General features: G+C 65.3%; 16 protein-coding genes. 8 read left to right on the top strand and 8 right to left on the bottom strand.

The genetic code is table 11. The annotated features are described in order from the left end of the window. Positions 1-171 precede the first annotated feature (171 nt). The 4 genes from FS641_RS05935 to FS641_RS17970 all read right to left on the bottom strand — a co-directional run bounded on the left by FS641_RS05935 (position 172) and on the right by FS641_RS17970 (position 2,894). A complete protein-coding gene (locus tag FS641_RS05935; protein ID WP_144761302.1) occupies positions 172-1,170 on the bottom strand; it encodes a hypothetical protein in 999 nt (332 codons plus the stop codon). Further along, positions 1,157-1,693 carry a DUF6932 family protein gene (locus FS641_RS05930; RefSeq protein WP_395864949.1) on the bottom strand — a complete coding sequence of 179 codons (537 nt, stop codon included), beginning with the start codon at positions 1,691-1,693 and terminating at the stop codon, positions 1,157-1,159. The genes FS641_RS05935 and FS641_RS05930 overlap by 14 nt, the downstream gene beginning before the upstream one ends. A gap of 472 nt (positions 1,694-2,165) precedes the next feature. Further along, entirely contained in the window at positions 2,166-2,690 is a 525-nt protein-coding gene (locus tag FS641_RS05925; RefSeq protein ID WP_144761299.1) for a hypothetical protein, read from the bottom strand. Positions 2,691-2,750: 60 nt separating this feature from the next. Continuing rightward, positions 2,751-2,894 carry a hypothetical protein gene (locus FS641_RS17970; protein ID WP_185040718.1) on the bottom strand — a complete coding sequence of 48 codons (144 nt, stop codon included), beginning with the start codon at positions 2,892-2,894 and terminating at the stop codon, positions 2,751-2,753. 940 nt (positions 2,895-3,834) lie between these two features. Here FS641_RS17970 and FS641_RS05920 point away from each other — a divergent pair. The 4 genes from FS641_RS05920 to FS641_RS17965 all read left to right on the top strand — a co-directional run bounded on the left by FS641_RS05920 (position 3,835) and on the right by FS641_RS17965 (position 7,412). After that, the gene (locus FS641_RS05920; protein WP_144761296.1) at positions 3,835-4,188 is read left to right on the top strand and encodes a hypothetical protein; all 354 of its coding nucleotides are present in this window, start codon (positions 3,835-3,837) and stop codon (positions 4,186-4,188) included. A gap of 217 nt (positions 4,189-4,405) precedes the next feature. Further along, a complete protein-coding gene (locus FS641_RS05915) occupies positions 4,406-5,467 on the top strand; it encodes a PIN domain-containing protein (RefSeq protein ID WP_144761293.1) in 1,062 nt (353 codons plus the stop codon). Positions 5,468-5,644: 177 nt separating this feature from the next. Beyond that, positions 5,645-6,772 carry a hypothetical protein gene (locus FS641_RS05910; RefSeq protein ID WP_144761290.1) on the top strand — a complete coding sequence of 376 codons (1,128 nt, stop codon included), beginning with the start codon at positions 5,645-5,647 and terminating at the stop codon, positions 6,770-6,772. A gap of 466 nt (positions 6,773-7,238) precedes the next feature. Continuing rightward, positions 7,239-7,412 (top strand): hypothetical protein, encoded by a 174-nt coding sequence (locus tag FS641_RS17965; RefSeq protein WP_186317598.1) that lies wholly within the window; start codon positions 7,239-7,241, stop codon positions 7,410-7,412. Between the two features lie 131 nt (positions 7,413-7,543). Here the strand turns inward: FS641_RS17965 and FS641_RS05905 are convergent, their stop codons facing one another. Next, a complete protein-coding gene (locus FS641_RS05905; RefSeq protein ID WP_144761287.1) occupies positions 7,544-8,140 on the bottom strand; it encodes a hypothetical protein in 597 nt (198 codons plus the stop codon). A 69-nt stretch (positions 8,141-8,209) separates the two neighbouring features. Next, a complete protein-coding gene (locus FS641_RS05900; protein WP_144761284.1) occupies positions 8,210-8,704 on the bottom strand; it encodes a hypothetical protein in 495 nt (164 codons plus the stop codon). Between the two features lie 389 nt (positions 8,705-9,093). On the opposite strand from FS641_RS05900, the gene FS641_RS17960 reads away from it, so the two are divergent. Further along, positions 9,094-9,366, top strand: coding sequence for a hypothetical protein (locus FS641_RS17960; RefSeq protein ID WP_186317597.1), 273 nt, complete (start codon positions 9,094-9,096; stop codon positions 9,364-9,366). An 86-nt stretch (positions 9,367-9,452) separates the two neighbouring features. Next, positions 9,453-10,025, top strand: coding sequence for a DUF4279 domain-containing protein (locus tag FS641_RS05895; protein ID WP_186317596.1), 573 nt, complete (start codon positions 9,453-9,455; stop codon positions 10,023-10,025). 1,024 nt (positions 10,026-11,049) lie between these two features. Here FS641_RS05895 and FS641_RS05890 read toward each other — a convergent pair. Then, complete coding sequence (locus FS641_RS05890; RefSeq protein ID WP_144761277.1) at positions 11,050-11,613, bottom strand: DUF6578 domain-containing protein; 564 nt, start codon at positions 11,611-11,613, stop codon at positions 11,050-11,052. A gap of 143 nt (positions 11,614-11,756) precedes the next feature. Between FS641_RS05890 and FS641_RS05885 the strand changes: the two genes are divergently transcribed. Both FS641_RS05885 and FS641_RS05880 read left to right on the top strand, forming a co-directional pair. Next, positions 11,757-12,536 carry an alpha/beta fold hydrolase gene (locus FS641_RS05885; protein WP_144761274.1) on the top strand — a complete coding sequence of 260 codons (780 nt, stop codon included), beginning with the start codon at positions 11,757-11,759 and terminating at the stop codon, positions 12,534-12,536. A gap of 377 nt (positions 12,537-12,913) precedes the next feature. Further along, the gene (locus FS641_RS05880; RefSeq protein ID WP_186317595.1) at positions 12,914-13,429 is read left to right on the top strand and encodes a DUF4265 domain-containing protein; all 516 of its coding nucleotides are present in this window, start codon (positions 12,914-12,916) and stop codon (positions 13,427-13,429) included. A 137-nt stretch (positions 13,430-13,566) separates the two neighbouring features. Here FS641_RS05880 and FS641_RS05875 read toward each other — a convergent pair whose 3' ends face one another. Then, the gene (locus FS641_RS05875) at positions 13,567-13,773 is read right to left on the bottom strand and encodes a hypothetical protein (protein ID WP_186317594.1); all 207 of its coding nucleotides are present in this window, start codon (positions 13,771-13,773) and stop codon (positions 13,567-13,569) included. Positions 13,774-14,075 lie beyond the last annotated feature (302 nt).

The raw sequence follows: 14,075 nt of genomic DNA, 5'->3' as shown, positions 1-14,075 counted from the left end.
GGTCGCCGGGCGCAAACGCGCCCCGGTCCGCGAGCGACAGTCGTCCGCCTCTCAAAGTCGTGCAGCCAGCGACGACGAGCGCCCTTCGAACGCCGACCACAACCCAGGCCGCCACCTACGTGGAGCGTCGTCGCCGGCGGTTTAGAGCACTCCCTGCGAGTGCCAGCGCGGCTAGTCCGCGGAAGGCAGATCCAGCTCCACGTCGGGCGCGACGGCCTGGATTGCCTCCAACACGTAGCTCCGACGGCCCTCGTCCGCGCCTCGTCCCACCGCGGTGTAGATCGTGAAGCGCGCCTCCACACGCCGGTCTTCCACCGTGGCGAGTTGAGCGACGCGTTGCTCTAGATCTGAGGACTCAAAACTGGCAGCGAATGTGCGGACGCGGTCGTCCGCTGAGAAGAACATCACTCCTGTGTCCCACCGATGGCCTGTGATCGCTCCGGACGTCGTCCACTGGGCACGATGGACGTCCTGCACAGCGAGCTGTTCCGCCAGATTCTTGGCACCCCTGCTCGACAGCGACACACAGTGCGTGCGCAGTCCCTGCTTACGGAACTCACCCGTAACCTGCCAGTCGCGCGCAGCAACTTGCTCAGCCACCTTTCGCAGCTGGATGCGTGCTCGAACTGGGATGGTCTGGATGATGCCGTCGAGCGCATCGTTCTCCTGGTCCGGCTCGGCGTTGCTGAACACCGTGGCGATGGCCCACAACGACTCAGAGAACACATCGCTTTCAGTCCACACCCGATCGTCCGTCGGAGCCCCGCCCAAAGGTGTGTGCCGTGCATCGGAACGCTCATGTGGCGACGGGGCGATGAACGTGGCTCGAACCGAGCCAGGTCCAGGAGCGATGCGCAGCGGGGAGCTCATCGCTCCGAGCCGGAGGGAACTCTTCACGAACTCCTTGGACGCCTCGGCCATCGCGGTGACGAACAAACCGAACGAACGAGCGTTCGTCGCATGCTCTTTCACATCGCCGTCATCAAGATGAAGCTCCAGCTCCGCCGCTTCCGGTGCGAGCTCCTCCTCCGCGACGAGCTGCAGACTCGGAGTATGCGCAGCAGACGCAAGGAGCGCGCCGATGAGCAGATCCCGATCAACGTCGGCGAGAGCTTCGCGGAGCGCCTCCCGGAAGAGTTGCTCGAGGGACTTCTGGTCACTGCTCGACATGCGGGTTGCTCACCTCCACGTAGCCCTTCCGTTCCCCAGCAACCAGAGTCTTGTCCGGACCAGTGACGTTTGACCACATGCGATCCCAGTACGCGAGCTGTGCCGGCTTGCCCGCAGGCGCCGGGTACGCGTCAATCAGACCACCCATCACTGCTGATTTCGGCATGTTCAGCGGCTGGCCCGAGACCTTGCCGCTGACGTCTGACACGGTGAACAGTGGTGCTCGCACGATCGCGCTCAGACTCCCGGACGGAGCCGGGGTGTCGTAGACCACGACGACATCGGCGTCCTCCGGAGCGGCCCAATCCTTGTGGGTCACGAAGCCGCCGTCGATCCGTAGTCGCGCGGACGGGAGTGAGACCCAGATCAGTTCTGCGTAGAGCGAGAGCGCGCTGAATATCCGCTGTCGCTGTTCGCGATGCGGCGCTTCGACGACGAACCGCTGATGCAGCTCCTCGAGTGTTGTCGTGTACGGGTGCTCCGCGGGTGGCAACATCCCTCGTTCATCCAGAGCCGGAAGCACGGTCCCCCTCAAAAGTCGTCTGCATGAGTCTAGAGGTGAGGAACGCTTGGCCTGTTAGTGCGGAGGAGTCACAGCAACAAGAGCGCTGATCTGGGCAGCGCCACTCCCTGCCCACTTCCACGAATCTCGACTGGGACCTGTTCACCGCACGCCGCATCCGGCACGCGCACACAGGACGGGCACCCACGCTGCACCGACGCGACCTGCGAGCACTCGGGGCACAAGCATGGAGCCGTACCGACTCGCGAGTTGACAGCGCCATACAAGGACCTCTTGAGGCTGGCGCTCTGCCTGTTGCCATCGGGGTGACGCCGTAGTGGCGATCCGGGCCGCCGCACCGCGGCTTCGAGCGAGATCTCGACTCGTACTCGAAAGGCGCGGTCATGTCGTCGTGGTGGCTTCGAGGTCCGGACCGGATAGGGAGCGCGCTGATGTCGGCTACTGAGGCGACCGAGCCAGAGTGGGGAGGCTGCTACGAAGCGAACGCTGAGGTGAGCGCGGAGATGGTGTGACGAGCGAGTTCCGTCGACTCGTGGGTGACGCCGGCGCTCACTCCCGCCACTACGGGTGCGAGAAGCCCTTTGATGAAGGTGACGCTGCGCCGCAGTTTGTGCACGTCTGGCGCCTCTCCGGTAGTTTCCGCGAGTGCGTCCTCCGCTGCCTGCCGCAGTTCCGCTTCATCGTCCGAGCCGAGACCGTATGCGCCGGCATTTCCGAGGACCGTGGCCAGGAGCTCCGCGATTGCCTCGAGGCCGGGCGCGACAGCTTCGACGCGATTCTGCGTCACCGGTCCACTGTTTCCCCAGGCCACTTGGGCGCCGTCACCCGTGATGTTCACCGTCGTGCCATGGTGGTGAACGACAGCTGCAGGAGCAGCGGTGGCGCCGCGAGTGCCCGGCTGCACGGGTACCTGGATCGGATGCTTGTCGAACTCGCGCTGCAGCTCCTTCGTCATCTTCGCAATCTCGGTGCGGTTGATCTTGAAACCGTTGGACATGCGTTTCCCTTCTCGATGGGTCGCGGTGGGCGCACCGGGCTGGTGCGCCCACCGGTACTGCTACTTGGAGCCCTTGGACTTCGCCTGCGCGAGTGCGCTGGCGGCGATGCTGCGGGTGCGGGCCGAGGAACGCCCGTCACGCAACGCAGCGGACGCCTTGTGCGCGACGGACTTAGACGTGGTGCGAGACGAGGACTTCGCCATCATGAATCACCTCCCCTCGAAGGTCGGGGGCGGAGCGGTCAGGGCGTCCGGAAGGTCCGGCCGCAGGAGTCGCAGCGGACGTCAACGCCGCGCACGAACGCGGTGATGTTCCGGAACGCGTGCCTGCAGTGCGGGCACGTGATCGTGTATGTCCGGGTCTGCACCCGGTACGTGATCCGACGAGTGGGCATGAGCATCCAATCCAGCGGACTGTTGCGCTCGTCAGCCTCGATGTGGCACGGATGTGCCACACCTGCCGCTGACGGTTTAGGCTCATGGAGATTCTTGCCGGAATCCATGGGCCCCTGCGTAACGGTCGACCTCGGTCGGACGTTCCGACAGGGGCCTTGCTCTCGTGGCGAGCCTACATCTTGGGGCCGACATCATCGCCGACCACAACATAAAGTGTTACAGCCGTGTAATTCTCCACACCGCTCTCCACAAGGGGGACTATCGCTGTACCCCGCGAGCCCGCGGAATATCTGGGTGCGGGCTCGTGGTGAACCCAACGGCGTGCGGAGATTCCACAGGCTGTGGATAGTCGTGCCCGGCGTGTCCGGGAAGCCAAGCGCCAGGGCGGGAGTCCGATCTGACGTTAAGCACGCCACGGTCATGGTCGAGGGCGCATCTGCGTGCGGCGCTGGGGTCAGGGTGTCGACGTGGGAGCCGCGTACAGGCTGAGGGGCACTGGCGCTTTGCCTCGTCACGGCCCAGACGACGTCCGTAAGTGCTCCAACAATGACCGGTCGTTCCATCGGTTCAGCCACCGGTACCCCGGCATCTGGTCGGGGTCGAGGCGGATCGCGTTGAGTGCGGGGCGGAGTTGCAGGAGGGCGTCGTTGACTGTCTGAACCTGCTCGCAGGCCCGCGGGACCTACCGCCGGGCCTGCAGTTCCAGCCTGGACCGGATATTGCCGAATACACACAATTCACCCTTGCCATGACAGCCGAACTCAAAACCGCGCTCGACAGCTACCTCACCGCCTGGATCACCCGATTCGAACCGCCGACCGCACCTCGCTCGGCTGAAAACGTGCGAGCAACCGTCACCGTCTCCTGGTCCCCGGAACGCTTCGTGCACAACAATGCCGCACTCGGACCCGAACTCGACGACATCGACATCGTCCGAATCCACGACATGCTCGACAGCGGCACTCACGCACTCTGGACGCTCGCCGACGCGGTCGAACGCACACCACGCCACGTCCGGTGGGCGATCAGCGCACATCCACTGCCCTCCGGGGCGCTCATCACTCCGATTGACTGGCTACCGGAACTCCTGCGGCTCCCCTAAAGCATCCGAACGTACACCTCCGACGCCCACCTACCGGAAGAGGAGGTCTTCGACAGCTCACACTTCGGGATGTTGTAGCGCCGTCTTGCGCAGCAGCACCATCTCTCCACCGTTCCCCTCAAGTCCTCGGAGATTGATGCCGTGATCGCTGCGCGCGAATCATCGAATGCTTCCCGATAGGTCACGAAACCCGATCACCAACCCCTAGCGTGGAGTCATGGTTACGGTTGTCCTCGACACCACTGAGCTACGGCGGGACTGGATGCTCACCGGCCTCACGATGCGGTTGCTTGGGTACGCGTCTTGGCACCGGTTCCTTGATGTGCGCGTCCCGACGGTGTGCGTCGAGGAACTCGTCGCCCACCACGGACGGCAGGTGACTGAGGCGCACACGCTCTGGGAACGCGCATCACAGTCATACCGACGACTCGGCTTGGAAGTCCCGTCCGCGCCCGCCGCCCTCGACTACCGGGCGTACGTCGAGACTCGCCTTGATGAGCACCTCGGCTTCGACATCATGCCGCTCCCGAACGTTGCGCACTGGGAGCTGCTTCGACGAGCAGTGGGCCGGATCCCGCCTTTCGATGATCGGGGCAGCGGATATCGCGATTCGCTCGTGTGGGCGAACGTCGCCGATCTCGCACGCGCGGGCACTGACGTGGCGCTTGTCACAGCAGACAAGATCTTTCGCGACGACGGCGGCGGCCTGACTGCTTTGCTTCAATCCGACATCGAAGACGCCGCGGGGAGCGTGGTCATTGTGCAGGACCTGACTCGGTGGCTGCTGGAGCATCTGCCGTGGAAGTCGGAGAGAGCCAGCGATGCGGTCGCGACGGCGCAGGACGAGGAGTTCCGTGAATACATGATGTCGTCTGACTTCTCGGATGACGTCGAGCCGGAAGCGGAAGACATCGGGTTCGATCGCGCCCCATTTGCCTTTCGTGTCGAAGAAATCGCATGGGCCGCAGAGGGCGTCCGCGTCGGGGAGCCGAAGTCCGGTGAGGGCGCCGACGTCGTCGAGTACGACTTCGACACACTCGTCACATTCGAAGCGATCCTGCCCAGCGGCGCGTACGTCGAGGAGGGCTGGTCGTTGACACGGCACGGCGACCGACTCCGTGTCAGTGGCCAGCTGCGGATGACTGCAAGAGCACTGGTGCTATTCGGCCATGACATGGGGATGCAGATCGACGACCCTGACTGGCGTCGGCACGACGGCGGTCGCCGCGGTCCCGGCGTGCAGCCTCCCGCTCCGGCAGTCGCGCTGTTTGATTTGTGATCTTGCCGGCCGGCGGAAGGTGATTCAGCGACCGTGGCTGACCTGTCCTGAGCTGCGACCACAGCGCGTGGTATCAAGTGTCACTCGTTCGCCCGATACTCCTGATTTGTGAGACGCTCTCGAGATAAGCCAGCAGTGTGACAAGGAGCCAGTCTGTCTGACGAGTTCGACCCAAGGGTGTACATCGAGGATCGCGCAACCGGTCGACGCAAACGGGTGCGCCGAGATCAACTGACGGGAATCGACGACTTCGCCAACTCGCTTCGGCGAGCCTTCGATGTGCCTCCCGAGATGCGGTTCCAGGGGTGGCAGGGCAGTGACGAGAACCATGCTCCGGGATCTGGTCGACCGGCCTACCGAGTCGTCTACAAGACGCTGCGAACAGTCCCCACCCATCCTGCAGCGGTCGTCGCTGCGAATTGCAGGGTGATGTTCGCGAACGATCGTGTCGCTTGGGGCGAGCCGAGATTCGGACGAGCGCTCCCTTGGCGACGACCGGACCGGTTCCTCGTCCCGGACTGGGGGCGTGTCTTCTACGACCCGGTCCGATACGTTCGCGAGGCCGACGACACCATTCCTATGGAGGCGCATCAAGAGACCACCCCTCCGATGAACTACGTCGAGGTGCTCTATGTGTTCAATGATATTGACGCGGAGGGAGGTCACAGCGACCGTCTTGCCGCCGCGCGTGCAGCGATCTCGACGCTGCTGGCTTCCCTCGACCTGGTCTTCGGGCCTCGACTTCTTGGGCTCCGTATCACTGAGGAAATCGGCGAGGTGTTCGACGACTGGCACTGGAATCGCCGACTCGACGGACCGACAGTGGCACTCGAAGCGCAAGCCCAACTCGAGTATGTCGACGCGGATGCCGCAATGGCACAGATCGGCGCCGTCTTCGATGCGAATACTGGTCGTTCCGAGGAGGATCGCGCGCGCCTGCGGATCGCGTCTCAGTGGTACTGGCGCGCCGACGCGGAGACCGACCCCGTTCAAGCCTTCATCGCGCACTGGCTCACCATCGAAACGCTCGAGATGAACGGCACGAACATCGCTCCGCTGAAGGACGCAGTGCATGCACTCGTCGGCGGCCCGCGCGAGCAATGCGCCTCTGCTGTCGGCAGGCTGCAGGGACTCCGCAGTCGACTCGTTCATGGCAAGACCAGATTAGTTTCCAGCAACCAGATCGACGCGGTCAGGAACGTCTCGAGCGCTCTCCTTGAGCGCCGCCTCCTCGGAGTCATCAGCGAGGCGCGTCGAACTCAACTCCGGGGAGCGGTTGCCGACGCTTCGCAGTCTGGGTTCTGACGTGGCGGGGCTGCTGGCCTCACCAACCTCAGCTTGGGGTCAGCACTTCAACGGTGTCGAGGCGTCGAGGAGGCGTTAGGAGGTCCGGACATTCTGCGTGGCGGAGCGAGCGGACAGAACTGCTCAAGACCCGCATGGTCGTGCTCGTATCCGCGACAAGAACTACGAGCCGTCGACAGAGTTGTTGTCGTCCGCCAGCTAACTTGTCCAACTGTCATAACACGTGTCCTGAAATACGGGGTTGGACAAGTTGTTTGGCAGCGGCGATGAGCATCGTCACTCGGGTGGAGCTCCGCCTTCGTGCGTCGCGACGCGCCCGTTTGGCGTGCGTGCTTTGAGATAGCTCGCGGACCACCTATGTGAGACGGGGCTTGCTCCAGCGCGGGGCTGTAGGAGTCCGAAGCCCTCACAAGCACCCCGGGCCAAGGACAACCGTCTCGAGAAGGTCTGCACGAACGGGCGCAAGATGCAGCGCAAGCGTCCCGACGTCGCCAAGAAGCTCCGGCTCCGCATCTGGTTCAACCATCGACGTCTCCCCGGAGAACTCGGCATGGTCCCACCGGTCGAGTTCGAACACGACCACTACCGGCACGCCCCCGCTCCGACTACCGTCGAAGCGGCACTACCGAGCCTCCACTGAACCCGGCGCGGAACACTTGACCGATGGAGACCCCGGGTCGCCGGTCGCCTGATCGGCAAGAAAGAAGCAGAACCCCCGCAGTCTCCGAAGAGCTTGCGGGGGTTCTGTCGTAGTGGGCTTGATCGGTCGAGTCAGCGCCAGGCGGTCAGGACCTCCGCGTAGGCATCCGCCCGACCTCGAAGCGCCGAACTCACGAGCACGGCATCATCGCGCAGCCGCCGGCTGTACTCGCCCTCGACCGGAATGACGACGATCTCGCGCAGGCCACGTGACCATGCCTCCCGCAGCGAGTCGACAGCAATCCGCTCCGGCGAGCGTTCGAGAGGGATGCCTCTCGTTGGTGCGAGCACGCTCTCGAGCCAGTCGGCATAGGCGTCGCCGGGCCAGTCGGCGCGAAGGAGATCACTCCAGCGCTGAGGCTGCGCGGCGAGCCACTGATTGAATTGTGCTGGGTCAGCGATCGAGGTCGCCGGTGGCCGCGTGTCCCCATCGTCGAGAGCAGTGACTCGCTCGTTCCAATCTTGCCCCCAACGCGAAGCGAGGGCCGGACTGGGAACACCCGAAGCCCTGGTGGGAACCCTCGGGTCTTCTCTCGGGATCTCAGAATAGGTGTCGAGATTCCAATAGGCGCGGGCGAAAAGCAATTCGAGCAGGACGGGATCTTTCTCGTCGACTCGGATCACCATCTCGCGAGGCCAATCGGGCCTACCGACCACGTTTCCGATCACGTCTTCTTCCCCTTTCCCTCCGGGAGGCGACGAGCTGATGGGCCCATCCCCTCTACAGTCAAGCTACGCTTACCAGCTGTCACCCTCGACGATCGCCGTGCACGTGCCTCCGTTGATGAGGATTGCGTGCGAGCCAGCTTGGATCTCGGCCTGCCCGTGACCGTACCCCGAGATCGGCACGACGTGCGTTGCAGTCCAGGTCGTCGAGAAGTTCGCGCCGTTGAAGCTCTCGTTGAAGGCGACGTTGGCCGTGTTTCCCACGACGTGCCAGACTTGGCCGATGCTCGTCGTGTTCACCGAGTAGGCCGTGTTGATCACGATCGCACCGGCCGACGGTCGAGCGTAGACGTCGAGGTGATCGGTGCCGCAGTTACCCTGGGCCAACGGTGTCACCGCTGAATGCTTCGCGGAAGTGGAGAGGCGATTTGCCTCTGCCGCCGTGAGCTGCGCCATGGCTTCGTTGGCCGCTGCGGTGACCGGGATCGAGGATTCGGTGCCGTCGGCGTTGTGAACGATCTTGAAGCCGTGTGCTTCAGCGACGCTCGCGTCGTACCCGGTGATCACCATTTGATGGTCAGTTGACGACACCAGCGTCGCGGCACCCGCAGGTGCTGCCCCGAGAAGGCCCACGGAAGCGAGTGCTCCAGTCACGGCCGCGGCACAAATGGCAGAACGCATACCTTTTTTCATGCTGATCCCCCTGTCCGTGGGGCTCCCCTATGACCCCCACGAGGTAAGGGATACTCCTCTGCGAGACCGATCACAAGAGGTCTATCAAACTTCACAACGAGTCCACCTGTGCCGGCCCGGAAGAGTGACCCGCGTGGCGCCTGCGCTGGAAGCCCTGGAACACGGGCGCCGACGTGCGGAACGGCGGGGGAGACAGAGCTGGTACCTGATCCGCGTCCGACGGTCGCTTCGGGGAGGCCGCTCGTGCTGGTCCGCTCCCTGCGATGGAGGTGGTGACCTCGTCCCTGCACGTCGACGACGCTGCGGCGGCCGTCGTGGCCCCGCTGGGGTGGCGAGCCGTGGTCTGGAATGTCGAGGACGACGATCCCGCAGCCGGCACCGAATGGGTGTCGGGCTTCGCCGCCGCGGTGGACGGGCCGGTGCCGCGAGTCAAGCAGGGCGGCGACCCCGGACGCCCGGTGTCGAACCGTCCTGTCCGCGTACTCGGCTTCGCGCGCCGGTGGTCGACCTGGCGGACTGGATTCGCCTGCCTCTGACAATGGTTGTGCCCATCGGGTACCAGACGCCCCTCCCGGCGAAGGTCGTCGCTCGGGTGTCGTGCACTCCACGCCAGAATGAGCAGGTGATCGTCAGCGACCTGGCAACCTTGTCCATCGTCAGTGAGCACCGTACTGCTCGGGCGATCTCTGAGGTGATGGGGCTGGAACCGACACGGTCGGCCGAACGAGGAGAACCCACCCGCTCCGCCGTACACGGGAACACGTCGCCTGATCGCCCCGCGACACGAGCGGTTGCGTCCTGGAGTCTGGACGCAGACGAGAAAGCAGCCGATCCCGAAGACGAAACCGGGTTCCGCACGCTCCGCCTGCTTCTGAACCAGATCAGTACCAAGACTGCCCAGATCGCCGAACTCAAGCTGGACTGCGACGTGTCCATCACCTGGACGGGTTCATCGGACAGCTGGCAGGGAGGCTTCGTCCTCGACGAGGACCTCCTTCGCGACCTCGGCCGCCTGGGCATAGCGATCTGGGGCACCGTCCTCCTCGACGACGAAGCCGAGGAGGGGGACGAGACCGAAGACGAGCCGGCGGACGGCTGGACCCGATCTCGGCGCGGCTTCGCCGAAGCGGTGGAGGTCGCACTTCAGCTCCCTAACGACGGAGCCGGGACCCCTGACGCCCCGCCTGCGCGCTGACGAGAACGCCGCTCAGGAATCTCACGTCGGTAGCGGCTCGGACGTGGAGACCATCCGTTACCGGCGCGAACCTTGACCGTCGCCGGCGTCCGGTAGCCGATCGGCTATCGGACGCAGGAGCGATGGGGCACAGTGGTTCCATGTCCTGGCTCGCGGCGCAGATCTTCCGGCGGTACCAAGACCGTCGGGCGCGTCAGCATGCAGCTCATGGCTCGGGTACGCCCCCGGCGCTTCACCCGATCCTGGGACTCGGAGGCCGCTCGATCGAACTCTCGATCGCCGCAGACGTCCCTCCCGACCCTGGCGCGTTCGAACTCGCGGCCGAGCACGTACACGCTCACGTGGTGCAGCAAGACGATGGCCGAAGCGAGCTCTTACAGGCGGCGCAGTGGCTTCGTGGTCTCTGGCCCTCGGAAGCACCCGCGTCAGTCCTCGCTCGACTCGACGACGACCTCGAGGAGCTTGGCCGCCGTCAGAGGAAGGGGTGCCGGTAGCCGATCTGCGACCGAACGGCGCTGAGACCACTGAATCGTGATCGTCTCTCGGTCTTCTCAGCGACGGCCGCTGGCCCGCGGAGGAGGCTAGCTGCATGTTCTCACCCGAAGCGGGCCACTGGGCGGGTCCGATCTTCCTAGTTCTCGCGATCTGCGTGGTGATCGCTTTCCTTCGGGATCGTCGAGCCAGGCGTCGGAAGTCGAATCAGCCGGAACCTGACGCGCAACCGGTGTCCGCCTCCGAGCAGCGCGGAGACGACGGCAAGTCCCGCTGACCCATCGTTCTGCGGGACAGCTTGGCGCTCGCTCGCGGCCTGCCCAGGTTGGTTCGGTGCGGCGACAGCGGCAGAACAATTCTTCCGCTGCGATGGTCATGCGAACCCATGTCCGCCGGTGCCGATGCGGCCGGTCAGCACGCCAGCGGCGCAGAGCGCCCAACCAGTGATGATGATCGGGAACCACGGGAGCTTCTTACGAGGATGCCCGCGACCGCGACCACCGAGCCGACCATTGAGAGCTCGTTCGTGTCCTCAGGAGCGGACGCGGACGATCCATCCCGCGACGTCCCCGTGGTGCGGCCGGCGGTTGGAGAGGGAGGACACAGAGTGCTGTTGCCCGGCCCGAGGTTCCGGCGCGGCGTAGCCGCGGCGCTCCGAGCTCACGAACCGCACGGACACCTGGTCGATGCGGGTCACGACACCGCGGAGGTCGCGTCTGGTCGATAGCTCGTCCTCGCTGCGTTCGTGATCGTCGGTGTCGCGCTGCAGGGGGACCGTCCTCGGGACCGCGAGGATCAGGTCGATCCATGGCTGATCTGATTCGTACAAGGTCCATGTGATGTGCTCGCCGACCACGACATCGAACCCGTCTTCCTCGACTTGCCACTCGGTCAGCCAAACATCCGTCTCCCCGTCGGTCAGCGCAGGAACAGGATCCTCGGGTGAGACAGACGTCGTTGGAGTCCGCGGAACCGGTGACAGGCCGACCGGTTCCGACGTGGTGTCAGACGGCCATCCGAAGAGCCGCTGCCACAGGATCCGGGGCAGCACGACATGATCCCTCGACCGAGGGCCGGTTCGCTCACTCGCGGACATGCCGTCAGCGTAGATCCGGGAGCAGCTCTGCGCAGAGAAATCTGCCGTAGGACGTTCGCCGCAGTACGAACGAGACCGAGATGCCGCTGACGCGTCTCGTTGACTGATCGGCTGTCGGGACGGGCTGCTCATAGGCTTGCTGGGTGATCGCGCGCGTTCTTGGTTCTGGTCGTCCGCTTGTCGCCCTCCACGGGTTCGGGGTGGACCACCGGATCATGCTGCCGCTGGCGGACGCGGTGCAGGACCTGCCTTGGCGGGTGGTGTTCCTCGATCTGCCGTGGACTGAAGCCGCCGCGGTGACCGCGACCGCGTCGAGCGCGGTCGACGTGGCCGACGAGGTCCTCGCCGACATCGACGACCACGTCGGCGACGAGCCGTTCGCCGTCATCGGGAACTCCTTCGGCGGCATGATCGCCCGACACGTCGCCCACGAACGCCGAGACCACGTCCTCGGCGTCGCGACCCTGGCGGGTGTCGTGCATCCTGCCCACGCGGACCGCCTCGTTCCCGAGCGCTCCGTGCTGCACACCGAACCGGCCGTCCTCGAAGCCGCCGGTGACGCGCGAGAAGCGTTCGAGGAGGTCAGCGTCATCCAGGACGCCGGCGCGTTCGCAGCGTTCGAGCGCTACGTGCTGCCGGGTCTCCGTGGCGCTGACACTGCGGTGATGGACCGCATCGCCGCCGACTACGCACTCGATGCCGTGCCGGAGGAGCGCCACCCGGAACCGTTCACCGCTCCGGCCCTGCACCTGTTCGGTCGGCAGGATGACGTCGTCGGCTACGAGGACGGGCTCGCACTCCGGGACCACTACCCGCGAGGGAGCTTCGTCGTCCTCGACGGTGCTGGTCACAACGTGCACCTCGAGCAACCCGGGATCACCGCCGCCCTGATCCGCGACTGGCTCGCGCGGATCAACCGGTAGCCGATCGGCTACCGGACGCTCGGACGGCGATGCCCGAAGCGTACGACGCCCTCGACGACTGCCCGCTCCACGGCAGCACAGCCGAAGCGTCGTCCGAGGCACTGCAGGTCACGGCGGCGCAGGGCGTCGCGACGGGCCTTCGTCGAGAGGATCACGTCGGAACCGCCGTCGTAGGGGGCGTAGCCCAGGACAGGTCTTCCCCTCCGATGATGACGTTCGCACGCTCATCTGCAACGGCACTGAGCAATCCTGAGCTGGTTGCGATCCGAGCGGACATCTCCGTAGCCGATCGGCGAGCACACGGCGCAGAGCCCGGAGCGGGCATCGCTCGGAGGTCGAGCACGGGTCGGCACCCGTCGCGCGGGTAGATTCCTGACGTGGACGAGTACCGGCAGCACCCGAGTCGTACGGCCGAGTGGTCGGGATCCTCGCTCGTGCCGCTGCGATCGGAGTCCGACGCCGAGGTGTGGTTCGCGCTGCCCTCCGACTCCGGCGACGTGTTCTGGGAGGGGCTGAACGCGAAGATCGTCGGGTCGGACCTGGCGCAGGTCAACGCAGTACCCGCTTGGGTGTACGGGGTGAACTTCGGCGACACCGTGGCCACCGTCAGGTCGGCGGAGGGGGCGCTCGTGGGGGCGAACGTGAGCCAGCGTGGCGATCAGGCCACCTTCCGGATCTGGCTCGGTGAAGATCCCGAGCTCGCCGCGACGTGGTTGTCGATCGTGGCGCGCTACGCCCAGCGCGGGTGCCTCGTCGACCCGATCTCCGAGAACCTCATCGCCCTCTCCTGCCCCGACGTGCGCTCGCACCTGATCCGCGATCTGCTCATCCGCGATGGGCAGACGACAGCGCTCGTGTGGGAAGACGGCAGCGCCGCCGGCCCTGCCCACTGACTGATGGTTCAGTGCTCCACTTCGTCCAGCGAGTAGCGATGCGTCGTCCGGCGCCAGTATCCGGGAAGCCGGTACGGAAGACGACCTCTCCGAGTCCGTCCAGGAGCCGACCCTGATCCAGCCGCCAGCTCCTGACGCTACGAGTCCTCGGGGACGCTCTGGTCGTAGGCCAGCGTGGCGATGAGGAGCAACCGTGCGTAGTACGGCCGAGCGCTGTGCGGGAACGCCCAGATGGATGAAGCGAGCCCGGAGATCATCTCCGCCAGCTGCTGCAGCTCGAGCGCATCAAGGGCCCCCTGCTTCGCGACCTTCGAAGCGAGGCCCCACACGTCGGAGCCCACCATGACGGCGTCGACTGGACCGTAGACAGCGCCCCCGGGCACGCTGGCTGGGAATGGATCCGAGCGGTGCGACGAGAGCTCGATCTCGAGTTGCGTTGCCATCGGGTGGCGGTAGCAAGCTTCGCGACTCCGCCGGGCGTGCCGTGCCCGGTCGCAGATCGTCGACTGGGCGTGGGTCGGTGTCGAACACCTCCCTGCGTGTGGGCCGCTGTCGGCAGAACGGCGGACTGCGGGCCGAACGAAGCGGCTGTTAGCGTCCGATCGGGGGGTCGATCCCCTGGAATTTGTCAGCCGGACCAGCACAG

This window comes from Curtobacterium sp. 9128, from assembly GCF_007673775.1.
Lineage (GTDB): Bacteria > Actinomycetota > Actinomycetes > Actinomycetales > Microbacteriaceae > Curtobacterium.
The sequence above is the reverse complement of the archived record's forward strand: the minus strand, read 5'-3'. Positions and strand labels throughout refer to the sequence as shown.